At 67.9% G+C, this 23325-nt stretch carries 18 protein-coding genes and 1 riboswitch; of the genes, 9 read left to right on the forward strand and 9 right to left on the reverse strand.

Features of this window, described 5'->3' with window-relative positions:
• Window positions 1–158: 158 nt before the first annotated feature.
• A complete protein-coding gene (gene carB / locus ACFXP9_RS10680; protein WP_397208432.1) occupies window positions 159–3485 on the reverse strand; it encodes a carbamoyl-phosphate synthase large subunit in 3327 nt (1108 codons plus the stop codon).
• Window positions 3486–3866: 381 nt separating this feature from the next.
• On the opposite strand from carB, the gene ACFXP9_RS10685 reads away from it, so the two are divergent.
• The 3 genes from ACFXP9_RS10685 (at window position 3867) to ACFXP9_RS10695 (ending at window position 6948) form a co-directional block, all read left to right on the forward strand.
• Window positions 3867–4862: an ABC transporter substrate-binding protein gene (locus ACFXP9_RS10685; RefSeq protein WP_397208433.1), complete on the forward strand. Its 996-nt coding sequence runs from the start codon at window positions 3867–3869 to the stop codon at window positions 4860–4862.
• Between the two features lie 90 nt (window positions 4863–4952).
• On the forward strand, window positions 4953–5837 hold the full coding sequence (locus tag ACFXP9_RS10690) for an ABC transporter permease (protein ID WP_397208434.1): 885 nt from the start codon (window positions 4953–4955) through the stop codon (window positions 5835–5837).
• Window positions 5830–6948 carry a glycine betaine/L-proline ABC transporter ATP-binding protein gene (locus tag ACFXP9_RS10695; RefSeq protein ID WP_397210201.1) on the forward strand — a complete coding sequence of 373 codons (1119 nt, stop codon included), beginning with the start codon at window positions 5830–5832 and terminating at the stop codon, window positions 6946–6948. The genes ACFXP9_RS10690 and ACFXP9_RS10695 overlap by 8 nt, the downstream gene beginning before the upstream one ends.
• Window positions 6949–7039: 91 nt before the next feature.
• On the opposite strand, the gene ACFXP9_RS10700 is transcribed toward ACFXP9_RS10695, so the two are convergent.
• Window positions 7040–8203, reverse strand: coding sequence for an iron-containing alcohol dehydrogenase (locus ACFXP9_RS10700; RefSeq protein WP_397208436.1), 1164 nt, complete (start codon window positions 8201–8203; stop codon window positions 7040–7042).
• A 98-nt stretch (window positions 8204–8301) separates the two neighbouring features.
• A complete protein-coding gene (locus tag ACFXP9_RS10705) occupies window positions 8302–9102 on the reverse strand; it encodes a peptidoglycan-binding domain-containing protein (protein ID WP_397208437.1) in 801 nt (266 codons plus the stop codon).
• 134 nt (window positions 9103–9236) lie between these two features.
• On the opposite strand from ACFXP9_RS10705, the gene ACFXP9_RS10710 reads away from it, so the two are divergent.
• The 5 genes from ACFXP9_RS10710 to ACFXP9_RS10730 are packed head-to-tail and all read left to right on the forward strand — an operon-like array spanning window position 9237 to window position 12504.
• Window positions 9237–9674, forward strand: a complete 438-nt coding sequence (locus ACFXP9_RS10710) for a hypothetical protein (RefSeq protein WP_397208438.1) — start codon at window positions 9237–9239, stop codon at window positions 9672–9674.
• A 30-nt stretch (window positions 9675–9704) separates the two neighbouring features.
• Window positions 9705–10352 (forward strand): MotA/TolQ/ExbB proton channel family protein, encoded by a 648-nt coding sequence (locus ACFXP9_RS10715; RefSeq protein ID WP_397208439.1) that lies wholly within the window; start codon window positions 9705–9707, stop codon window positions 10350–10352.
• A 7-nt stretch (window positions 10353–10359) separates the two neighbouring features.
• Window positions 10360–10800 (forward strand): ExbD/TolR family protein, encoded by a 441-nt coding sequence (locus ACFXP9_RS10720; protein ID WP_397208440.1) that lies wholly within the window; start codon window positions 10360–10362, stop codon window positions 10798–10800.
• The gene (locus ACFXP9_RS10725) at window positions 10797–11276 is read left to right on the forward strand and encodes an ExbD/TolR family protein (RefSeq protein ID WP_397208441.1); all 480 of its coding nucleotides are present in this window, start codon (window positions 10797–10799) and stop codon (window positions 11274–11276) included. Before ACFXP9_RS10720 ends, ACFXP9_RS10725 begins: the two co-directional genes overlap by 4 nt.
• Window positions 11269–12504 (forward strand): hypothetical protein, encoded by a 1236-nt coding sequence (locus ACFXP9_RS10730; protein ID WP_397208442.1) that lies wholly within the window; start codon window positions 11269–11271, stop codon window positions 12502–12504. The genes ACFXP9_RS10725 and ACFXP9_RS10730 overlap by 8 nt, the downstream gene beginning before the upstream one ends.
• 61 nt (window positions 12505–12565) lie before the next feature.
• Here the strand turns inward: ACFXP9_RS10730 and tagH are convergent, their stop codons facing one another.
• From tagH to ACFXP9_RS10760, 6 genes are all read right to left on the reverse strand, one after another.
• Complete coding sequence (gene tagH, locus ACFXP9_RS10735; RefSeq protein WP_397208443.1) at window positions 12566–13642, reverse strand: type VI secretion system-associated FHA domain protein TagH; 1077 nt, start codon at window positions 13640–13642, stop codon at window positions 12566–12568.
• A 16-nt stretch (window positions 13643–13658) separates the two neighbouring features.
• A complete protein-coding gene (locus ACFXP9_RS10740; RefSeq protein ID WP_397208444.1) occupies window positions 13659–14225 on the reverse strand; it encodes a DUF6931 family protein in 567 nt (188 codons plus the stop codon).
• Between the two features lie 87 nt (window positions 14226–14312).
• Window positions 14313–15485 carry a hypothetical protein gene (locus ACFXP9_RS10745; RefSeq protein ID WP_397210203.1) on the reverse strand — a complete coding sequence of 391 codons (1173 nt, stop codon included), beginning with the start codon at window positions 15483–15485 and terminating at the stop codon, window positions 14313–14315.
• Window positions 15485–16255 carry a serine/threonine-protein kinase gene (locus tag ACFXP9_RS10750; protein ID WP_397210205.1) on the reverse strand — a complete coding sequence of 257 codons (771 nt, stop codon included), beginning with the start codon at window positions 16253–16255 and terminating at the stop codon, window positions 15485–15487. The genes ACFXP9_RS10745 and ACFXP9_RS10750 overlap by 1 nt, the downstream gene beginning before the upstream one ends.
• A 46-nt stretch (window positions 16256–16301) precedes the next feature.
• A complete protein-coding gene (locus ACFXP9_RS10755) occupies window positions 16302–17177 on the reverse strand; it encodes a PP2C family protein-serine/threonine phosphatase (protein WP_397208447.1) in 876 nt (291 codons plus the stop codon).
• Window positions 17165–22213 (reverse strand): beta strand repeat-containing protein, encoded by a 5049-nt coding sequence (locus tag ACFXP9_RS10760; protein WP_397208448.1) that lies wholly within the window; start codon window positions 22211–22213, stop codon window positions 17165–17167. Before ACFXP9_RS10760 ends, ACFXP9_RS10755 begins: the two co-directional genes overlap by 13 nt.
• Before the next feature lie 101 nt (window positions 22214–22314).
• Window positions 22315–22495, forward strand: a riboswitch (cobalamin riboswitch).
• Window positions 22496–22565: 70 nt separating this feature from the next.
• On the opposite strand from ACFXP9_RS10760, the gene ACFXP9_RS10765 reads away from it, so the two are divergent.
• Window positions 22566–23243, forward strand: coding sequence for an energy-coupling factor ABC transporter permease (locus ACFXP9_RS10765; protein ID WP_397208449.1), 678 nt, complete (start codon window positions 22566–22568; stop codon window positions 23241–23243).
• The last annotated feature ends 82 nt before the right edge of the window (window positions 23244–23325 follow it).

The raw sequence follows: 23325 nt of genomic DNA on the forward strand, positions 1-23325 counted from the left end.
CATTAAAGGCGGACTTTCAACCGTCACACAGCCGACATCGACCGACGGAAGTGCAGGCGGGCGTTGGCTGATGCCAAGGCCCCACATGACCGCCTGATACCGGCGCGACACCCCGCCACAGGCGTCAGCCTGTCACGGGGCGGCCACAGCGGGAAAGATCAGGCTTGCAGCGACCGCACAGCCAGATCGCCCTCTTCACGCGATTTGATCGCCGCCACTGCCGCAATGCTGCCCGCCGCCGTGGTGAAATAGGGGATCTTGTCATAAAGCGCCACGGCACGGATCTGACGTGAATCGGCAATGGCCTGCGCGCCTTCGGTGGTATTCAGCACCATCGCAATATCGCCGTTTTTCAGGCGATCCACGATATTGGGCCGGCTCTCATAGACTTTGTTCACCACCTCGGTCTGCACATCGTTTTCGGTCAGGAAGGCCGCTGTTCCGCGGGTCGACAACAAGGCAAAGCCCATCGCGACCAAGTCACGCGCGGCCTGCGCCAGTTCGGGCGTCTTGTCTGCATCCTTGACCGACAGGAAAACCCGCCCGCCATGCGGCAAATGCGTCCCCGCCCCCATCTGCGCCTTCAGGAAAGCGCGCGGGAAATTGCGGTCCCAGCCCATGACTTCGCCGGTCGACCGCATTTCCGGCCCCAGCAAGGTGTCGACACCGGGGAAGCGGGCAAAGGGCATCACGGCCTCTTTCACGCTGAACCACGGTGTGTTGGGATCAGCCAGCGTCAGCGGGTCGGCAAAGGGCAGGTCATCCTCGGGGCCGACCCCCTCGGGGTAAGGGGCCCGGGCGGGGAAATTCGACATCGGTTCGCCCGCCATCAGGCGCGCGGCGATGCTGGCGATGGCGCTGTCGGTGGCCTTGGCCACGAAGGGCACCGTGCGCGAGGCCCGCGGGTTGACCTCCAGCACATAAATCTCGCCGTCTTTCAGGGCGAATTGCACATTCATCAGCCCCACGACCCCCAAAGCCCGGGCCATGGCGACGGTCTGGCGCTTCAGCTCGGCCACCGTTTCGGCGTCCAGCGTGTGCGGCGGCAGCGAACAGGCGCTGTCGCCGGAATGCACCCCGGCCTCTTCGATATGCTGCATGATGCCGGCAACATGCACGGTGTCGCCATCCGACAGCGCATCGACATCAACCTCGATCGCGCCGGCCAGATAGCTGTCCAGAAGGACCGGGTTCTTGCCCGACACATTCACCGCCTCGGCGATATATCGGTTCAGGTGGTCCATATCGCGCACGATTTCCATCGCGCGGCCACCCAGAACATAGGACGGGCGGATGACCAGCGGAAAACCGACGCGGGCGGCAATGTCGCGGGCCTGTTCGTCGCTGCTGGCAATGCCGTTGACCGGCTGTTTCAGGTTCAGGTCGTGCAACAACTTCTGGAACCGCTCGCGGTCCTCGGCCAGGTCGATGGCATCGGGGCTGGTGCCAAGGATCGGGATGCCCTCGGCCTCCAGCGCGTTGGCCAGCTTCAGCGGCGTCTGACCGCCGAACTGAACGATCACGCCGTGCAGGGTGCCGTTCTGCTGTTCGGTGCGCAGGATTTCCAGCACATGTTCCAGCGTCAGCGGCTCGAAATACAGCCGGTCGCTGGTGTCGTAATCGGTGCTGACGGTTTCCGGGTTACAGTTGACCATGATGGTTTCGAAACCCGCATCGGTCAGCGCGAAACAGGCATGACAGCAGCAGTAATCAAACTCGATCCCCTGCCCGATCCGGTTCGGGCCACCGCCCAGAATGACCACTTTCTTGCGGTCCGAGGGCCGCGATTCGCATTCCACATCGCCCATCGCCGGGGCCTCCCATGTGGAATACATATAGGGGGTCTGGGCCTCGAATTCGGCGGCGCAGGTGTCGATACGCTTGAACACCGGATGCAGGTTCAGGGCATGGCGGGCGCGGCGGATGTCATCTTCGCTGCGACCGGTCAGCGCGGCCAGACGGGCGTCGGAAAAGCCCATCATCTTCAGCGCGCGCAGACCCTCGGCATCGGTGGGCAGGCCGCTTTCGCGGACCCCGGCCTCGGCATCCACGATCTCGCGCAGGCGGGCAAGAAACCACGGGTCAAAGCTGGTGATGGCCTGAATCTCGTCATCCGACATGCCGTCGCGCATTGCCTGCGCGATCACCCGCAGGCGGTCGGGGGTCTGTTTAGACAGCGCCGCGACAAGGCCGGGACGGCCATCGGGCACCTTGATTTCATCCAGCCCGGTCAGGCCGTTTTCCATGCTGGCCAGCGCCTTTTGCAGCGATTCATGGAAGCTGCGGCCAATCGCCATCACCTCGCCCACCGATTTCATCGCGGTGGTCAGTTCAGGCTTGCTGCCGGGGAATTTTTCAAAGGCAAAGCGCGGGATCTTGGTGACGACATAGTCGATGCTGGGTTCAAACGACGCCGGGGTGACGCGGGTAATGTCGTTGTCCAGCTCATCCAGGGTATAGCCCACGGCCAGCTTGGCGGCGATTTTCGCAATCGGGAACCCCGTCGCCTTGGACGCCAGCGCGGATGACCGCGACACCCGCGGGTTCATCTCGATCACCACCATGCGGCCATCGGCGGGGTTGATCGCCCATTGCACGTTCGAGCCGCCGGTTTCGACGCCGATTTCGCGCAGCACCGCGATGGAACCGTTCCGCATCCGCTGATATTCGCGGTCGGTCAGCGTCAGCGCCGGGGCGACGGTGATGGAATCGCCGGTATGCACACCCATCGGGTCGACGTTTTCGATGGAACAGACGATGATGGCATTGTCGGCGCGGTCGCGCACGACCTCCATCTCGTATTCCTTCCAGCCCAGCAGGCTTTCATCGACAAGGATCTGCGCCACCGGGCTGGCATCCAGACCGGACCGGCAGATCGCCTCGTAATCGTCGCGGTTATAAGCCACGCCACCGCCGGTCCCGCCAAGGGTAAAGGCGGGGCGGATGATCGCGGGCAGGCCGATATCCTCGATCGCCTCCATCGCGGTGGCCACACCGGCGTTGATGTCATATTTGCCGTTGGCATCCTTGGGCGCGGAAATGATCGTGGCGCGCGGGTTTTCCAGCCCGATCCGGTCCATCGCCTCGCGAAACAGCTTGCGGTCCTCGGCCATTTCGATGGCGGCGCGTTGGGCGCCGATCAGCTCGACCCCGTATTTGTTCAGCACCCCGGCATCGGCCAGCGCCAGCGCGGTGTTCAGGCCGGTCTGCCCGCCCATCGTCGGCAACAGCGCGTCGGGGCGTTCCTTTGCGATGATCTTTTCGACCACTTCGGGGGTGATCGGCTCGATATAGGTGGCATCGGCCATTTCCGGGTCGGTCATGATCGTCGCCGGGTTCGAGTTGACCAGGATAACGCGATAACCTTCCTCGCGTAGCGCCTTGCACGCCTGCGCCCCGGAATAGTCGAACTCGCACGCCTGCCCGATGACGATGGGACCGGCACCGATGATCAGGATGGATTTGATATCGGTTCTTTTCGGCATGGCCTGGCCCCCAGCTGTGATACGCGCAAATCGTCCGGGGTTATAGCCAAGCAGGCCCGCAAAGCAAGCGCCAAAGGCGGCGGCGGGGGGATGAAATGCGCCGCCTCGGCGGGCCGCCTTGCATCCGGGGCAACCCCGGCCTGTCGTCGCGTCATGGCCGGAACGCGCGGGGCCTTACCGGCGTTGCGTTTGCATAATCGACCCACACCGTTAAGATGCCGCCATCGCACGCGCCGCATTCTGGCGCAAACCCACCGTGCCGGCCCTGTTTGCCGGTCTGCCCGCCGCGATGCCGCACTGGCATGACGCGCCGGGCCAATAACCCCTGATCATGTGACACCGGGCTTGCCCCGACATGACCTGTCCAACCGGAGGATTCCCATGAAACGACTGCTTGCCACCACGACCCTTGCCCTGACCGCCCTGACCGCTGCCCCCGCGCTGGCGTCGGATGATTGCGGCAAGCTGACCATCGCTGAAATGAACTGGGCCTCGGCGGGGCTGGCGGCATGGGTGGACAAGATCATTCTGGAAGAGGGCTATGGCTGCGATGTCGATCTGGTCAGCGGCGACACCATGCCGACCTTTACCTCGATGAATGAAAAGGCCGAACCCGACATGGCCCCCGAAATGTGGGTCAATGCGGTCAAGGAACCGATGGATAAGGCGGTTGCGGAAGGTTCTCTGGTGATCACCAGCCAGATCCTCAGCGATGGCGGCGTCGAAGGCATCTGGATTCCCACCGCGCTGGCCGAAGAACACGGGATCAAGACGCTGAATGACGCGCTGGAACACCCCGAACTGTTTCCCGGTGCCGAAGATGACAGCAAGGGCGCGTTCTTTGGCTGCCCCTCGGGTTGGGCCTGTCAGGCGATTGCCCGCAACCAGTTCCTTGGCTCGGGTGCGGATAAAAAAGGCTTTGTGCTGGTCGATCCCGGCTCGGCCGCCGGGCTGGACGGTTCGATCGCCAAAGCCTTCAACCGTGGCGAGGGCTGGCTGGGCTATTACTGGGCACCCACCGCGATTCTGGGCAAATATGACATGACCCGGCTGGACCTTCAGGCCGAATTCGACCGCGGGCGCTGGGACAATTGCATGGTGGTGCCGGACTGTGCCGATCCGCAGGTGACGGAATGGCCGACCTCGGACGTGTTTACCGTGGTGACCAGGGAATTCACCGAAAAGGCCGGCCCGGCGCTGGATTACGTCAAGAAACGCGCCTGGACCAATGCCACCGTGAACGAGATGCTGGCATGGATGGCCGATAATCAGGCCACGAACGAGGACGGCGCATGGGAATTCCTGACCCGGCATCAGGACCTGTGGTCGCAATGGGTCGCCCCCGAGGTGGCCGAAAAGGTCAAAGACGCGCTGTAACGACGCGCCTGTCACAGCCGTGGCGGGGCGCAACCATGCCCCGCCACGCAGGCTTTTCCCAGATTTATGTCATTATAAGGATATCGACCTTTGGATTTCGTCGATTTTCCCGAACTCAGCCGTGGGACGTTGCGCGACATGCGCATGACCATCGACGGCGCGTTTCGCGATTTTACCCGCGCCTATGGCCAGACGCTTGAGGACCTGTTCGACCCGATCAAGGATCTGCTGGTGTTTATCGAAAACCTGTTGATCCACAGCCCATGGGTGCTGGTGCTGGCCGTGCTGGCCGGCATGGTCTGGGGCCTCAGCCGCAGCTGGCGCATCGCCGCAGGCACCATTCTGGCGATGCTGGCCATCGGCCTGCTGGGAATGTGGGAAGACACGATGCGCACCATCGCCATGGTCGCGGTCTGCACGCTGGTCGCGATTGTCGTCGGCATCCCCATCGGCATTCTGATGGCGCGGTCCGACCGCATGAACGCGCTGGTCACGCCGGTGCTGGACATGATGCAGACCATGCCCAGTTTCGTCTATCTGATCCCGGTGGTGATGATCTTTGGCCTTGGCAAGGTGCCGGGGGTGATCGCGGTGGTGATCTATGCCATCCCGCCGATCATCCGCCTGACCAACCTTGGCATCCGTCAGGTCAGCCCCGACGTGCTGGAGGCCGCCGAGGCCTTTGGCTCAAGCGCGTGGCAAAAACTGCGCAATGTGCAATTGCCGCTGGCATTGCCGACCATCATGGCGGGCGTGAACCAGACCATCATGATGTCGCTGGCCATGGTCGTTGTCGCCTCGATGATCGGGGTCAAGGGGCTGGGTCAGCCGGTGCTGCAAGCCATCAACAACCAGTATTTTACCCTTGGGGTGATGAACGGGCTGGCCATCGTCGCCATCGCCATCATCTTTGACCGCACCACGCAGGCCTATGGCAAGCGGCTGCAAAAACATTCGGAGGTCGGCCATGACTGATATGACCCCACCGCCAGCGGCCGCCAGCCACGATATCCAGATCCGCAATCTGTATAAAATCTTTGGCCCTGACGCGGCTTCCTATATCGAGCCGGTGAAATCCGGCCTGTCCAAGGCCGAACTGAACGACCGCCACAACCATGTCCTTGGCCTGTCCGACATCAGCCTGACCATCCCGCAGGGCCAGATCACCGTGATCATGGGCCTGTCAGGGTCGGGCAAATCGACGCTGATCCGGCATATCAACGGGCTGATCGCCCCCAGCGCCGGTCAGATCATCTATGACGGGCAGGACATCGTTCAGATGGATGCCACCCAGCTGCGCCAGTTCCGCCGCAACAAGACCGCGATGGTGTTTCAGAAATTCGCCCTGCTGCCCCACCGCACGGTGCTGGAAAACACCACCTATGGGCTGGATATCCGCGGCGTGCCGCGCAAACAGGCACATGACCGCGCCCGGCGCTGGATCGACCGCGTCGGGCTGGCCGGATACGAGGATTATTACCCCCGGCAACTGTCCGGCGGGATGCAACAGCGCGTCGGCCTTGCCCGCGCCCTGACCAATGACGCCGAAATCCTGCTGATGGACGAGGCCTTTTCCGCGCTGGACCCGCTGATCCGGGTGGATATGCAATCCATCCTGCTGGACCTGCAAAAAGAGCTTGGCAAAACCATCATCTTCATCACCCACGACCTGGACGAGGCTTTGCGCCTTGGTGACAAGATCGCCATCCTGCGCGACGGGGCGGTGGAACAGGTCGGCACCGGACAGGACATCGTGCTGCACCCGGCCAATGACTATATCGCCAGCTTCGTGAAAGAGGTGAACCGGGGCCGCATCATCCGCGCCGAAACCGTGGCCTATGCCCCCCCCGCCCGGCGAGGCATTGCCCGATTTCATCGTCCGGGCGCGCAACGAACTGGACATCGTGGCCCGCAACATGACCCGCGCCGGCGCCAGCCGGGGCCGGGTGATGACGCGGGACGGGCAGATGGTCGGGGTCATCGACCTGGCGACCATTCTGGATGCCATGGTCAACCCCGCCACCGCCGAGGCCGAGGACTGACCCATCCGCGCCGCGGGGCGCCCCCCCTGCGGCGCGGCACCTGACAGACAACGCGCCCCATCGCGAACCGCGCGGCGGCCCATCACCACCCGCCGCACACCCGGTCAGCCGCCCCTTCGCGCCCGACCCCGCGCCCTAAAACGCAGCGCGATACAGCGCCAGCGCGTCAGCCTCGGTCACCTCGACCGGGTTGTTCTGCAAAAGCCGCGTCTGCGCCATCGCATCGCGCGCCAGCATCGGCAGGCTGTCCTGCCCCACCCCCACATCCCGCAACCGCCGCGGCGCGCCGGACTGGTCCATCAGCGCCTGCATCGCCCCGACGAATTGCACCGCGCGGGCCTGCACCCCTTCGTCCGAGGGCGGGCAGATCACATCCGCCAGTTCGGCATAAAGCGGCGCGGCGGCGCGCATGTTGAACCGCAGCACCGGTCCCAGCATCAGCGCGTTGCTTAACCCGTGGGGCAGGTGGAAATGCCCCCCCAGCGGATAGGCCAGCGCATGAACCGCCGCCACCGGGCTGTTGGCAAAGGCCTGCCCGGCCAGACAGGCCCCCAGCAGCATCGCCTCGCGCGCGGGGCGGTCATGGCCGTCGCGGCAGGCGGTCAGCAGATGCCCCGCCAACAGCCCCAGCGCCCGGCGCGCCAGCATGTCCGAGAGGGGGTTCTTGCGGTGGCGGCTGGTATAGGCCTCGATCGCGTGAACCATGGCGTCAATCCCGGTCGCGGCGGTCTGGGCCGGGGGCAGGTCCAGCGTCAGTTCGGCATCCAGCACCACCTTGTCGGCATAAAGCTGCGGCGCGACGACGCCCATCTTGGTGGTCTGGCCGGTGGTCAGGATGGTGATATTCGTGACCTCGGACCCGGTGCCCGCCGTGGTCGGCACCTGCACCAGCGGCAGGCGCCCGCCCTGCACCTTGTCGATGCCATAAAGCTGTGCCAGCGGCTGATCGCCCGCCAGCAGCACCGCCGCCAGCTTGGCCACATCCATGGACGAGCCGCCGCCAAACCCCAGCACCAGCCCCACCCCGGCGTCGCGGCCCTGCGCCACGCAATCCAGCAGCACCGGTTCGGGCGGGTCGGCCACCACCCCGTCAAAGACGCTGACCCGGAACCCTTCCCCCGCAAGCGAGGCCAGCGCCGCATCCAGCACCCCCGCCCTGTGTAACCCGGCATCGGTCACGATCAGCAGATCGCGCGCCGCGAACGCCCCGGCCAGCACCGCACCCAGGCGCCGCGCCGCGCCCCATTCCACCAGCATCGACGGCGGCGTTTCAAACGTGAATCCCGGTTGTTGCGACATTATCCCCCCCTGAACCGCACCGCCCGATCATGCCGCCGCACCGGGCCATGGCGCAAGCCCGCAGGCCCACAGATCCAAAGGCCCGCAGGCCCGCCGCCTCAGCGGAACACGCCGGTGCCCAACAGGCCGCGATTGATCTGCGGCCCGCCGCCCCCGGCAGGTGGCGGGGTCGGGGCGGCGGCGGAGGGCGGGGCGCGGCGGCTGGGGGCAACGGTGTTCGGGGTGGCGCGGCCGGGGGCTGCACGGCTGGCGGCGGTCCCGGACCGAACCGCAGGGGCGGCCCGCGCTGCCGTCGGCGCGGCAGATGGCGCCACCGGCGCCACCACCGGCGGGCAACGCAGATCGGTGGACAGCACGACCGCACGGAACATGCCCATATCCGGGTCGGCGCCCGGATCGGCAAGCCCGGCAGCACCGGCGAAACGCCGCATCCCCATGCGGGACGACCGGCCCCAGACGCCATCGACCTGGCGGTTGTAACATCCCAGCCGGGCCAGCTCGGTCTGGATGGCCCTTGCCAGATGGATGGCGGGCGGATCAAACCGGCCACCATCCAGCAACGCCAGAAACAACCCTTCATCCGCCGCGCGGATGCGATCGCGGGACGCCACTGGCATCCAGCCGCCCATACGCTCGACCACGGCGGGGTTGAACAGGCCGGCCAGATCCCCGACCAGAACGGCGGGCCGGGTGTCGGCCTGGGCGTGAAAGGGTCGCATCGCCGGGGCAGAGGGCGCGGCCACAGGCACCGGCGACAGATTGGTGATCACCACCCCGGCCCGGCCCGGCGCGGACAGCCCGGCCATGCCCGCAACCAGCCCCAGCACCGCCATCAGGCCATGCCGCACAGCGGTGCAGCCGCTGCGGCACCATGTGGCTTTTGTCTGCGAAAGGGGCATCTGACGGGGGCTTTCGGCAAAGATCGGCGCCATCATACAAAACCCGCCCCATGCAGACCAGTCATTGAGACAAAAGTGATCCTGTGATAGGCGAAACAGACGCCACACCCCTTGCTGAAGGTCACCGGAACATCATGACAGCCCTGCCTGCCGCCCTGCTTTTGTCTGCGCTGCTTGGCGCATCGGCGGTGGCCCAGACCCCCGCCGATGGCAAGGCGCGGGGGCTGACGCTGGAACTGAACAGCCTGTCCACACCCGAGTCCGGTGGCTGCCGGCTGACCTATGTCACCGAAAACCACCTTGGGCGCGATCTGACGGAACTGGCCTGGCAGGTCGCGGTTTTTGACCGCAACGGCGTGGTCAGCGCAATTCTGGGGCTTGATTTCGGCACCCTGCCCGATGGCCGCACCCGCGTTGCGGCCTTTGACCTGACCGGCCAGCCCTGCGACCAGATCGCGCGGATCGTGGTCAATGACGTCTTGCGCTGCACCGTGCAGGGCACCCCCGACGACCCGGCCTGCCTTGACGGGCTGATGCTGCGCAACCTGACACCTGTCCGCTTTGGCCTGTAAGGTCCGGGCGCTTTACCGCGGATGCACAAGATGAATTTCACCACCCTGATCCAGTCCCTGCCGCCGGTTTCCTTCGCGGTTTTCGTGGCGCTGGGAATGCTGTCGGTGCTGGCACTGACGGTCGCGGTTTTCAAGACCGTGCAATTTGCCCGGATCGGTGTTGGCCGCCGCGCGCTGGCTGACGAAGTTCTGGACGACTGGCTGGAAGGCCGCGCCGATGACGCGCTGGACAAAGCCCGCGCCCGCCCCACGGTTCTGACGCGGGTTCTGGCGGCGGTAATCAGCGGCCTGCGCGCCCGCCCCGAGGAAACCGAATGGGGTGCCGAACTGGGCCGGCAGGTCGCGATGTCGGAACTGGGGGCGATGTGCGCCCGGATGCGCCTGCTCGAGGCCGTGGTTCAGGGCGCGCCGATGCTGGGGCTGCTGGGGACGGTGGTCGGCATGATCGACGCTTTCGGGGCGCTGTCATCGGGCCAGCAGGCCGACCCGCAATCGCTGGCCAGCGGCATCCTGACCGCGCTGACCACCACCGCGGCGGGTCTGGCCATTGCGCTGCTGGCCTATTTCGTGTCCGGCTGGCTGGAATCGCGGATCGAGGCCGAACGGCAGGCGATGGAAATCTCGATCTCGGCGGCGATCCACGGGCGCCCGGCCCGCACCGGGCCGCTGGCCGGGTGATCCGCGCATGTCCGCGCCCCCGGTCCGGCTGACCGCCCCCCTGCCCGCACGCCGCCCGTTCAGCCTGACGCCGCTGGCGGATGCGCTGTTTCAGGTGCTGGTGTTCTTCATGCTGTCAGGCAGCCTTGCCAGCTATGCCAGCCTGCCGCTGCGCAATGCCGCGCTGGCCACACGCGGCGGCGCCGGAACCCCCACCCCGGACCCCACGGTCGAGGCCGCCCGGACCGCCGTCTGGACCATCGGCGCGTCCCGCATCACCGCCAATGGCCAGCGCTTCGGCTTTGACCGCCTGCCGGCGCTGGCACAGGCGCTGAAGGCGCAGCAAACGCCGAATGTGCTGTTGATCGCACGTCCCGGCGCACGGGTGCAGGATATGGTCGATGTGTTGCAGGTGCTGTCGGCGCAGGGCATCACCGCGATCCATATCGCCGGGGGGGCCACACCATGAGCCTTGCCGCAAACCGCCCCCGGCCGCGGCTGTCCGGCTTTGCCGGGACTGGCGGCGACGCCCTGACCGATGGCGGTCGCCTGCCGCCCGCGCGCCCGGCGCCGCGCTTTGACACCTCGCTGACGATGGTCAATATCGTGTTGCTGCTGGTGTTCTTTTTCCTGCCCACCAGCCAGAACCAGATCCTGTCGCATATCGAAACCGCGCGCAGCACATTGCTGCGGCCCCAGAACATTCCGGCGCCGGTGCTGGAAATCGGGCAGGACGGCAAATGGCGGCTGGACGGGCGCGTCGTGTCGCCCGCGCTGCTGGACGCGGCGCTGGGACCGCAGGGGCGGGGCAAGCCGATCCACCTGATCCTTGGGCCTGACGCACCGGCCTTGACGCTGGTGCAGACGCTGGCGCATCCGGCGCTGGCGGGGGCCGATCTGCGGCTGGTGACACGCCATCGGGGCGGGGGGGCGCAGGGTGGCTGACAGTTACGAGACACCCGCACGCTGGACGCTGGCACTTGCGGTGTCGCTGGCGGTGCATGGGGCGGGGCTGGTCTGGCTGTTGCAGCGCCCCGAACAGGACGCCGTGCCGCCACGGCCAGCGCCCATCGCCATCCGCGCGGTGGCTGACCCCGCATCCGCCACCGCGTCAGCGGCGGTGACCGGGCCGGTGCCGCTGCAACCCGTGACGCTGCGCCCGGTGGGGGCGTCGGCGCCGCTGCGCGATGCGCTGCGCGACGGCGACACCCCCGCCCCCACGCGCCCGGATCTGCGCGCGCCGGAAACTTCGCCGGTCCCTGTGACGGCGGATGGGTCAGCGGGTAATCCGCCTGCCGTGGCGGGTGACGGCGCGAGTGACGGCGCGGGCGGTGGCGCCGATGACAGCGCCCTGCTGCAATCGGCGGCGGGCCGCGCCTTGCCGCCGATCACGCCGGCACCTGCCCCGGCCCCGCGCCCCGCCGCCCCGGATCGCCCCGCAGGCCCGGCAGGCGGCACCCAAACCACCCCGAAGGCCCAGGCCGGGGGGCTTGCCCCGCAACGCCCGGCACCGCCGATGACCGCCCCGGCCCCGCGCCTGCGCCCCAGCCCGCGTCAGGTGGCCCGGCTGGACCCGCTGCGTCATCTGATCCGGTCGCAACTGGACGAATCCTGCCTGCTGGCCCTGCCGCAGCTGGACCCGCGCGACGACATCCGGCTGGAGGTGCTTGGCGCGCAGGACCTGCAAATGGGCCAGCTGGCGCGCGCGCTGAACCGCGACCTGCCCAACCCGGTGACCCAGCGACAGATCCTGCTGGATGCGCGCCAATGCGCGGTGCTGGATTACCTGCGCGTGATGCCCGGCTATCCCGATATGGCGATGGAATTGCGGCTGGACCAGCCGGTGCTGAGCAGCGGCGAAACCCTGCGCGGGCAGGTGCTGGACCTGAATGGCCGGCAACTGACGCTGCTGCTGATCGACGATAACGGCATGGTCCACGACCTGCGCGCCTTTGTGGCCTATGGTCCGGGATGGGCCGGGTTCGCGGTGCCGCTGGCGCGTATCGACCAGCCGCGCGATACCGCGCAACTGCTGGTGGCGCTGGCCGCCGACAGCCCGCTGGTCCCCCAGCTTGCACAAAGCGGTCAGCCCGCCAGCCGGTTTTTCGCACAGCTTGCCCAACATGCCCCGCCCGGCCTTGGCGCTGGCCTGATCAGTTTCAGCCTGCGCTGACAAACCCACCGCGCAGCGTCATCGCAGGCGGTCAGCCCCGACCCCCTCAGCGCCGACCCCCTCAGCGCCGGGGGGGCGTGCCGCGCCGCACCAGCCCGGCATACAGCCCGGTAAACACGCGGGTAAAGCGTTCCAGAATACCGCCCTCGCCCGGCCCGGCGGCCTGTTCCCAGACGGCGGCGTAATGGTCCCACCAGCGCGCCTTGGCGGCAAGGCCGCTGCCCTCGGCCCTCACCTGTTCGCGGATGGCATCGGGGGACAGCTGGTCCAGCAATTCCAGCAGCGCGGGCTGCATGGCGCTGAACACCGCAAGGTTATGCAGGCGCAGATCGGCCAGCGCCTGATCCAGCGCCTCGGGTCCGGCCATAAAGCCCTCGCGGGGGCGCAGGAACATCACCTCGATCGCCTGTGCGCTGTCGGGCATGAATTTCAGCGGGTTGTTATTGGCATCGCCCAACATGGTGCGGGCACCGGCATCGGTGAACAGCTTGGCCGCGCTGCGGTCCTGAAGCGCCAGCATGACGTGGTCGGTGCTGCTGCGCAGCGCCTGCCCCAGCGCCTGACCGATGGCAGCCGCGTCCAGCCCGTCGGCGCAACCGCGGGGCAGGCCCGCACCCGCGCAAAAGGCCCGCAGCATGGTCACATCCGCGCCATCAGTCACACCGTCACCCGCGCCATCAGGGGCTGCGGTATCCGGGGTGGCGGTCTGACCTGCGGCCCCATGCGGGGGGCGGGTCGGCACCGCATCCGCCGCAGCCGCATGGGGCCGGGCGGCGAAACTGGGCAGCGATCCGGGCCGGATCGGGTCGCGGTCGCCCATTGCCCCGATCAGCGCCACCACAACGTAATGGCCGACCAGAAAGCGCTGCCCGTGGTCCAGCCGGTGCGGCCCGGACAGGCGCTGGGTCTGTCCCTGAAGGAACACCCCGTTGGTCGAACAATCGGTCAGCCACCAGCCGCCATCGCGATAGGAAATGTAGAAATGATGCCCCGAGATATGCCGGCTGGCATCATGCAGCACCCAGTCCATATCGGCGGCGCGACCGGCGCGAAGACCGCTGCGCGGCACCTCGATACGGGCCGGGGCACCGGTTCCGGCGGCATCGTGGTTCTCGATCAGCAAGACCAGTGTCGTCACGCCACGGTTCCTTCCGTCAGACCTGTATCAGCGAATCGGACATATCGGCAAACCATGACAGATAACAAGACCGCCGGCTGACCCCGGCCCGCGCCAGACATCCCAGAACCGCGTTATTGACCGCCTCGGGGCAGCGCCAGATTTCAGGTTCGCGCGGGTCGTCCTGCGCCAGCGCCCCGCCGGACCAGCCCGCCGCCAGCCCCAGCTGCACCGACGGCCCCGCCGTGGCCGAGGACAGCGCCCGCGCCAGCAGGTCCTGACGGCGCCGGTCGGCGGGATGCGCGATCCAGCCGGCGATCCGTTCCATCATCGGGCGTTCGGACGGGTCCAGATGTTCGGCCATCAGCCGCAGGCATTCATAGCCCCAGCACACCGCCGCCGCTGGCGACAGCGCAAAGGCGGCAAAGGTCACGGCCTCTTCCGGGGTGGGGCTGGTCCGCAGCCGGGTCAGAAACCCGGCATTCCCCTCGCCCACACGGGGGCGCAGCGCCGTCAGCCGACGAATATGCGGAATGGCCGCAAACAGCGCCTGCGGGGAATCGAACCGCAGCAGCGGCGGCGTCACCCCCCCCAAGCGGGGCAAGCGGGTGGGTCAGGGCCAGATCATCAGCCATCGCGGGAAAGTGACCTCATCGGTTGGGCCTGTCGGCATTTTGCCACGGACAGCGGGTCAAGGTTGCCCGCCCCCTGCGTCATTGACCTGAAACACGACGAAATCCGCCGCGGCGGCGCCGTTCATTTCGGCCAGCTCGGTCCGGATCAGCGGCATCAGCTGGCGGGCCGGGGTGCCGGGCACCGCCGCCGCCGCATGGGCCAGCCCCCGTTCCGATGCCATCGCCACCAGCAGATAGGTCCGCGCCGGGTCCTGCCCCCCCTGCCCCGGACCGGCCAGAACCGGCGCCGCCTGCGCCTGAACGGCAATGCGGAACCGATAGCTGCCATCCAGCTGGCGTTCGGCGCTGGGGGTCAGGTCATAGACATCGCCCGCCGGGGACACCAGAAACAGCCACAGCGGCATCCCGGAAACCTGGGTGACCGTGCCGGCAATATTGTCGGCGCGCGGCACCCCGTCCAGCGCGACCAGCGGCGGCAGGAAATGACGCCCGCTTAACAGGTGCAACAGGTCGATGACCGGGCATTGCGCCACCCCCAGCCGGTGCGCGGCGATGCCGGGACGCAGGCCAAAGCGCGCCTCGTACGCGTCCAACAGCGGGCCGGTGTCGCGCGGGCCATCGGCCAGCAAGCCGATCTGCCCGGCCTCGGGTCCGGTGGTGATGCGGGCCGCCAGACTGCAACCGGGCAGCGGATGCGCCGCCAGAAAGCCGTCGCGCGACAGCAGGTCACGGGCCGGCCAGTCCCGCGCGCTTTCGGCCTGCGCCGCCGCCACCGCCAGATCGTCGGCGGCAGGCATGACCGGCAGGCGCAGACCATACCACGCCGCCATGCCCAACGCCGCCAGTCCCAGCCCCAGCCACAGCGGCCATGCACGGCGCTGACGGGCGGGCCGGGGCAGCACCGCGGCGGCGCCACGGGTCAGCGCCCCGGTCAGCAGGGTGCGCGGGTCAGGCCCGGCGCCGGGGGCTGCGGCGTCATGGGCGGGTCCGGTCTGCCACTGTGGCACCCGGTATAACAGCGGCACCCGGCCCGGATCGTCCAGCATGGCGATCACCGCCTGCATCGAGGCCGGGCGGTCCGCCGGGTCGGGTTCCAGCATATACTGCAACAGCGGCATCAGGCGCGGTTCGATCCCTGACAGGTCGGGGATGTGGCGGCGCTGGCGGGCGGCCTCGGGGGCGCTGCCGCCCATTGGCGGCGGCCCGCCACGCAGCGCGGCGACCATCATCAGCGCCAGACCGTAAATATCGGTGCGCGCGTCGATGCGGCCATCGAAATGCCCCAGCTGTTCCGGCGCGATATAGTGGTATTTGCCCGCGAACCGCCCCCCAGCCCGTCACCGGCGGACAGCGACCGGGCAATGCCAAAGTCGATCAGCACCGCCTCGTCCACGCGGTTATTGCGCAGGATCACATTGTCCGGGGACAGGTCGCGGTGGATGACGTTATGCTGATGCACCCGCGCCAGCCCGCTGGCCAGCCGGCGCATCAGAAAGCGCGCATCGCGCAGCGACAGCGGGCCGTCATTGCGCACCCGGTCCAGCAGCGACCGCCCCTCGACATGTTCCATCACCAGGCAATAGCGGTTCAGCGCCGGGTCATGGATGAAATTGTGATAGCGCACGATGGCATTATCGCCCAACTGGCCCAGAATCCGGGCCTCGCGTTTGAACAGGGCGACGACGGCGGGGTCGCGGGCCAGTTCGGGCAGGATCACCTTGATCGCCACCGGATCGCCGGTGAACTGGTTCGCCCCGCGATAGACCTCGCCCATGCCGCCGCTGCTGATCAGCTTGACGACGCGGTAATTGTTGTTGATCAGGTCGCCCGGCGCCAGCAACTGTCCCGCCCCGGCGGCGGGCAGGGCGGGCATCAGCACCGTGCGGTCGGGCGGGGCCAGAACCGTCGGCGCCGGCAGATCGGCACCCGCCGCAACCGCATCACGCAGCGCATCAGCCGACGCATCCGGCGGCGGCGCCAGCACCGTGGCTTCGGCCATATCCGGGGTTCTGTCCGGGGCCGAACGCGGCGGGGTGACAGGCCGGTCAGAGGGCTGTGACATCGTCCGCCCCCCCTGCCACCGCCACCCCGCCAGGCGCGTCATCAGCCTTGCCGCCGTTGCTGGCCGGACGACAGGTCAGCACCAGCAGCGTCACATTGTCATGCGCGCCACGGCGCAGGGCCTCGTCCATCAGCGATCTGGCGATGTCTTGCGGGCGGCCGGGGCGGGCCATGAACGCCGCCAGTTCCGCATCGCCAAGATGTTCGGTCAGACCGTCGGTGCAGATCAGAAAGCGGTCGCCGGGCCGGGTCACGCCGGTCACCATTTCGGTGCGCAGATGCGGGCCGATGCCCACGGCACGGGTGATCACGTTGCGGCGCGGCCAGCGGCGTGCCTGTTCCTCGGACATCAGGCCGGCGGCGATCATGGCCTGAACCTCGCTGTGGTCCTGGGTCAGGCGGATCAGATCGGCATCGCGCCACAGATAGACCCGGCTGTCACCGGCCCAGACACAGGCAAAGGCGCTGCCAAACACCGTCAGCGCCGCCACCGTGGCGCCGATCTGGTCCAGCCCGCGCTGGTCGGCATGGCTGCGGATGGCGTCATGCGCCCGCGTCAGCCGGTCACCCAGCCGCGCCCGCTGGTCCTGTGCGGAAACCGGCACCCCCATCGTCGCCGCCTGCGCCGCGATCATGGCGCTGGCGACATCGCCGCCGCGATGCCCGCCCATGCCATCGGCCACCAGCCACAACCCGGCGCGGGGCAGGCACAGCATGTCGTCCTCGTTCGTGTCGCGAATCTTGCCGCGATGGCTGCATCCGCCGCAGGCGATATGCAGGTCGGTCGGCACCTGATCGGCCCCGCCGCCGCAATCGCAGGGGGCACAGAACACGCCGATACCGCTGCCTAGAACTGCCATCGCACCTGCCCGCTGATGCCGACGCTGTTCAACTGGTCGCCATGGCGCAGGTCGATGCGTCCGCTGGCGCTGAACTGGCGCGGGGCGCGGGCGCTGCCGGCATCCAGCACCTTGAGGTAATTCGCCCCCAGGCTCAGCTCGCCATAGGTGTCCAGATGGTCCGAGCTCAGCATCTGCGGCTCGAACTCGGGGTGGCCCTGCCATGAAAAGACCGACTGCATGGATTTGGTAAAATCACGATAGACCGTCACCGTGGCATAGGTGGTCAGCGCCGAATCGCCCGATGGCCGCACCCGGCTGTGCGACAAGCTGGCCCCGGCAAAGCCGACGCGGGTGGTGTTGTCGCGGAAATCCAGCTGATAGCCGTCGTCGAACCGGACCGACCCCGATTGCGACCGCGTCACCGCAAAGCCGGCGGTGGGCACCACCTGCCAGCCCTGCTGCGGCAGGCTGAACGCATAACTGACCGAGCCGCTGAACGTGCGCGCGCGGCTGGAAAAGCGGCTGTCATTCAGCCCCAGCCCGGCCCCGATCACCGGGCTGTTGCGCAGGTCGAAATCGGTGTTCTCGTAACGGTATTGCAGGTCGGCGGCCCATTGCCCGCGGGTGGCACTGACATAGACCCCGGCATAGCTTTGGGTGAAATCGGCCCTTGTCGTGCTGGCCAGAACCGAGGTCAGCCGCGACGAATTGGACGGGTCGATGGCATAGACCGGCTGGCTGGTGCGCCCGCTATTGACCCCGGCAATCGCCCCCAGCGCGATGTTCCAGCCCTGCAAAGGCCGGTCGGCGCAGGCCAGATCGGCACCGACCTGCATCCCGGTATAGGTGGCGCTGATCTGGCTGTCGAAGCGGTTGATGCCATTGCCGGTCGACCCGGTGGCATCGGCCCGCCCGCCGACGGCGCGACCCCAGGCACCCGGCCCGCAGTGACGTTCGCCGGGGTTGGCGGCCAGCCCGACGACATAGGGGCTGGACGGGCGGTTGATCACCGACCCGATCAGCGACTGGGTCAGGGCAATATTGCCAAACAGGGCGCCGATGGCGGGGTTGGTCTGGCTGACAATGACCAGATCGCCACTGGCCGCGTCCTGATCCAGCGAATAGACGATGCGTTCATTCGCCGCCCCGACCGGGTCGAAGCGATAGGTAAAATCGCTTTGCCTGCGATAGGCGGCGTCGATATCCAGCACCTTCACCCGCGTTCCGATGCGATAACCGGGGTCCAGCGTCAGCACGTCAAAGCCAAAGGACAAATGCCCTTTCACCGCGCCGCCGCGCACAATGATCTGGTCCGCGCGGCGCTGCGCCAGATCAAGGTCCAGACGATAGCTGCCATTCCCGGTCAGCCCGCCATTAACCACCAGCCGGTCGGTGGCGCGCCCGTTGCTGAGGGTGACCAGACCGTCATTGTATAATCCGGGCCCGGCGGTGGCCGCGGGGCCAGTCACCGCAGGACCAGTCACCGCGGGGCCAGTGGCGGACAGCGCATCGCGCCCCGGCAGGCCCGGCGCCGGGGCGTCAGGGACCGGCAGGCGCCCGATCCGGGTCCGGCCACCGGCCCTGATCACACCGTCGCGGCCATTGCGAACCTGCCCGTCAATGCGCCCCCCGGCCACGGCCAGCTCGCCCCGGTTATCGACGCCATCGCGGGCCGTCAGCACGCTGTCGGCCAGCACCCAGACCGTGCCACGGTTCAACAGGCCGCCCGTCCACAGATCGCCCTCGATCGTGACCTTGCCGCTGGTGTCGTTGCGCAGCGACCCCACCCGGCCCGACAGCCGTGCCGTGCCGCGATTGCCCAGAACGCCCTGCACCGTGCCGCCCCGCAGCGCCAGATCGCCGGCATTGAACAGATCGCCCGTCACCGTGCCGTCCAGCCGGGCGGTGCCGCTGTTCAGCACATCGCCCTGAAACCGCCCGGTCCCGGTCAGAGTGCCGGTATTGCGGACATCGCCGCGCAGATCGCCGTCATTGACCAGCGTGCCGCCATTTTGCACCGGGCTGTCGACCGCCAGCGCGCCATCCCCGGTCACGGTGATCGTTCCACCCGTGCGCCCGGTCAGGCTGCGCAGCCGCAGATCGCCGGTGACGGTCAGCGACCCGCCCTTGCGGTTGGTGACATCATCGGCACGCCCGGTCAGCACCGCCTCGCCGCGATTGTCCAGATCGCCCGCGATCCGGCGGCGGCTGATCAGGGTGCCACTGTTGTCGATATCGCCGGTGATCACGCCCGAGGCCTCCAGCCGGCCGCTGTTATCGACATTGCCGGTCAGGCCGCCATTCACGGTCAGGGTGCCGCGATTATCGACGCCCCCGGTCGCGGTCAGCCGGTCGCGACGCCGCACCAGCAGGTCGCCTTCGTTCACCACGCTGCCTGCGGTCAGCTGACCACGGGTCAGGATGGTGCCACCGGCCTTGCCGACCAGCCGCCCGACCTGCCCCGACAGCGCCGCGCTGCCGGTGTTTTCCAGCAGCCCGGTAGTCTGTCCGTCGGAAACCAGCGTGCCACCGTTGAACAGATCGCCCTGAACGGTGGCCCCGGCGCGGTTGGTCATCTGGCCGGAATTCACCACCTGCCCGGTCAGCGTGCCGCCATTCACCAGCCGCCCGCCATCGGTATTGCCAAAGCGGTCCGCGCTGGCGCTGCCCCCGGCATCGACCCGCATCAGCCCGCGATTGGTGACCTGCCCGGCCCCGGCCAGCACCCCGGTCGCGGTCACGATCACGGTGCCGCCATTGTCCAGATCGCTGCCCTGCATATCCAGCCGGTCGCGGATCGACAGATCGGCCCCCCTGGCATTGCTTAGCCCGTCGGAAATGACCGAGGGCTTGTCGATCCGCATCTTGCCAAGGTTGCGCGCCCGGCCCGACATCTCGACCGCGCCGGTGATGCGCGATCCGGCCTCCAGCACGATGCGGTCCGCGATGATCCGAAACCGCCCCAGCCCCCCGTCCGAGACCCGCCCGGCATTGCGAAACAACCCGCCAACCCGCAGCACGCTGTCGCGCGCGGTCTGGATCAGGCTGCCCCGGTTGATTACATCGCCGGTCACAAGGGCCTGCCCCTGCACCCCGACGACACCGGCATTGTCCAGCGTCCCGGCCATCTGGCCGCCATCCAGCCCAAGGTTGCCGCCCGCCGCATTGCGCAGGTCGGCCTCCAGCGTGCCGGCCAGCGCCATGCGCCCGGTATTGGTGGCGGGGCCGGTGACGGCCAGCCGCCGGTCGCGCGCCACGGTGACCTGACCGGCATTGTCCAGACGGGTCGCGGTCAACGCATCGCTGACGGTCAGATCCGCGCCGCGTTCATTGCTGATGGCGCCGGTGCTGCCCGCCAGCGTGGCCGTGCCGCGGTTGGTCAGCCGCCCCGAGACGCCGCCGCGCGCCGTCAACTGGCCGTCATTGACCACATCAGCCACCAGCAGGCCGTCGCTGGTCAGGCGGCCCTGATTACCGATCCCCCCAGCCACCGCCAGCCGCGCACCGCTGGCAACGGTCAGGTCGCCCGCATTGGCCAGCGTTTCCATCCGGGTGTTGCCGGTGATGCCGATCCCGGCGCCCGCCGCATTGGTCACCCGACCGGCGCGACCGGCGATCCAGGCCTGTCCGCGATTGTCCAGCGCCCCGGCCAGAACGCCGCTGCTAACCAGCCGGCCCCGGTTGACGACATCGCCCGCAAGGCGACCGCCATTGTCGATCTGCCCGGTGTTTTCCACCCCGGTCGCGGTCAGCACCTGCCCCGCGCCCACCGTCACCCTGCCCGCATTGCGGATGCCCGCCGCGACCAGATCGCCGGTCAGGCTGGTGCTGGCATTTTCCAGATTGGTCAGGTCGCCGGTAATCCGCCCGGCCAGTTCTGCCCGGCCCGCATTCCCCAGCGCCCCGGTCAGCCGCCCGGTCAGCCGCAGCGTCCCCGTCGCCGCCTGATCGACATCGCCCGCCAGCACCCCGGCCACCGTCAGCGTGCCGGAATTGGAAATGCCGGTGCGGGCGGTCATGCGGGCCTCGGGGCGGATGCTGACCGTGCCTGCATTCTCAAGCCGGTCCAGCGCCAGATCGCCCGCCAGCGACAGCACCGCCCGCGCGGCATTGTCCAGCACACCACCGATCCGCCCGGCGATATGCGCCGTGCCGCGATTGACCAGCCCACCGCCGATCTGGCCGCCCATCGCCAGATGGCCGTCATTGCTGACAGTGCCGGTCACGGTGCCGGCGATGTTCAGCGTGCCGCTGTTGTCAGCATCGCCCTGATGGCGGCCCTGCACCGACAGGGTGCCTGCATTGCGCAACCGGCCCGTGGTCTGGCCCGCATGGGTAAAGATGCTGTCAGCGGCGATGCGCAGATCGACCGCCGCGTCGGATTGCCCGGCATAGGTCACCATCCCCGGCCCGGACACCGCGAAACTGCCCGACAGGGCGCTGTCGATAAACAGCCGCGCCAGCGGCGGCCCCCCGACGCGGTCGCCGGTGCCGGACGGCGTGGCACCGCCCTCGGGTTCGGCCGGGCCTTCCATCAGGCGCGGGCCGCGCAGGATCGTCGGCACGACCATCGGCACAGGCAGATCCGTTGACGGGGTTTCGACCGGCACGACCTCGCCGGGCGGCGACGGGGATGGCGGGGCAAAGCGCAATTCGGCCACCCCGCCCGCGGGCGCGACCAGCCGCCCGCCACCCAGCCGATAGGTGCCACCCTGCACCTGCATCCCGGCAACGGCGATATCGCCATCCAGCGTCAGAACCACCGGGGCATCGCCGGACGGCGGGGCCAGCACCGCGACATCGCCCGGCGCAAAGGCCAGATGCCCGCCACCGCGCGCATCGGCCCAGACCGCATCGGTCAGGTTCCACGGTCCGCTGACCGGGTCCAGCCCGGCATTGTCACCGGCGCCATTGTCCAGAAATGCCACCCGCCCCAGCGCCGGTCCCGACACCGCCAGCCACATGGCCAGCCCGGATGACAGCGCCGCGCCGCCCAAGACCCATGCTGAAAAACGACCCTGCCCGCCCCGCATCGCGCCCTCGTATTCATCCACCAGCGGTTTAACACCATTATGTCGGCTATACTAGGGCGTGAAACGCCTGTCAGCGCGCGACGTGGTCTGGCCAGTTTTGCTTGCCTTTCCGGCGCGGCCAGCGGATATTCGCGCATGACGGTCCCCCGCCAAGGGGTGAAAAGGGAACGCGGTGAAATGCCGCGACTGCCCCCGCAACTGTAAGCGGCCAGCGGGCCGCAACGCGCCACTGGCCCCGGCTGGGAAGGCTGCTGCCCGCCACGACCCGCAAGTCAGGAGACCTGCCGTCACCTGCCACAGGGCCACGCGCCCATTGCCGGTTTTCCGGCCCCAAATATTTCGCCGTCGGGGATGACGGCACGGAGGGATGAACATGCATATCGAACCCGGACTGGTCGCCGGCGCGAAAATCGTGCTGAGCTATGCCACGGCCGCCACGGCCGCCGCCTATGTCCTCAAGCAATCCGTGGATGCGGTGCGCGAACAGGGCGCCATCTCGCTTGCTGGCCGCGCGCTGATCGCCACCGCCGCCGTCTTGACCTTTTTCGAGATCCTGCCCCATTACCCCGTCGGCGTGTCCGAGGTGCATTTCATCCTTGGTTCAACCCTGTTCCTGATCCTTGGCGCGGCACCCGCGGCCATCGGTCTGGCGCTGGGGCTGTTGGTGCAGGGGCTGTTCTTTGCGCCCTTCGACCTGCCGCAATACGGCATGAACGTGACCACGCTGCTGGTGCCGCTGTTCGCGGTCGAGGCGCTGGCCCGTCGCATCATCGCCCCGCACACGCCCTATGTCGATCTGCGCTATCGTCAGGCGCTGGCGCTGTCGACCACCTATCAGGCCGGGGTGGTCGCATGGGTGGCGTTCTGGGCGCTGTATGGTCAGGGTTTCGGGTCGGAAAACCTGCAAAGCATCGTGACCTTCGGCGGTGCCTATATGCTGGTCATCATTGTCGAGCCGCTGGCCGATCTGGCGGTTCTGGCCGCCGCCAAGGCCCTGCACGGGCTGGCCGGGTCCGGCTGGGTCACGCATCGCCTGCATCACAGCGCCTGACAGGATTTCACAAATCTGTCACAACCGTTTACGATCAGGGCGCGCCCGAGGGCGCGCCTTTTTCCATGCCCGGCCCGGTCAC

Source organism: Paracoccus jiaweipingae, from assembly GCF_044335505.1.
GTDB lineage: Bacteria > Pseudomonadota > Alphaproteobacteria > Rhodobacterales > Rhodobacteraceae > Paracoccus.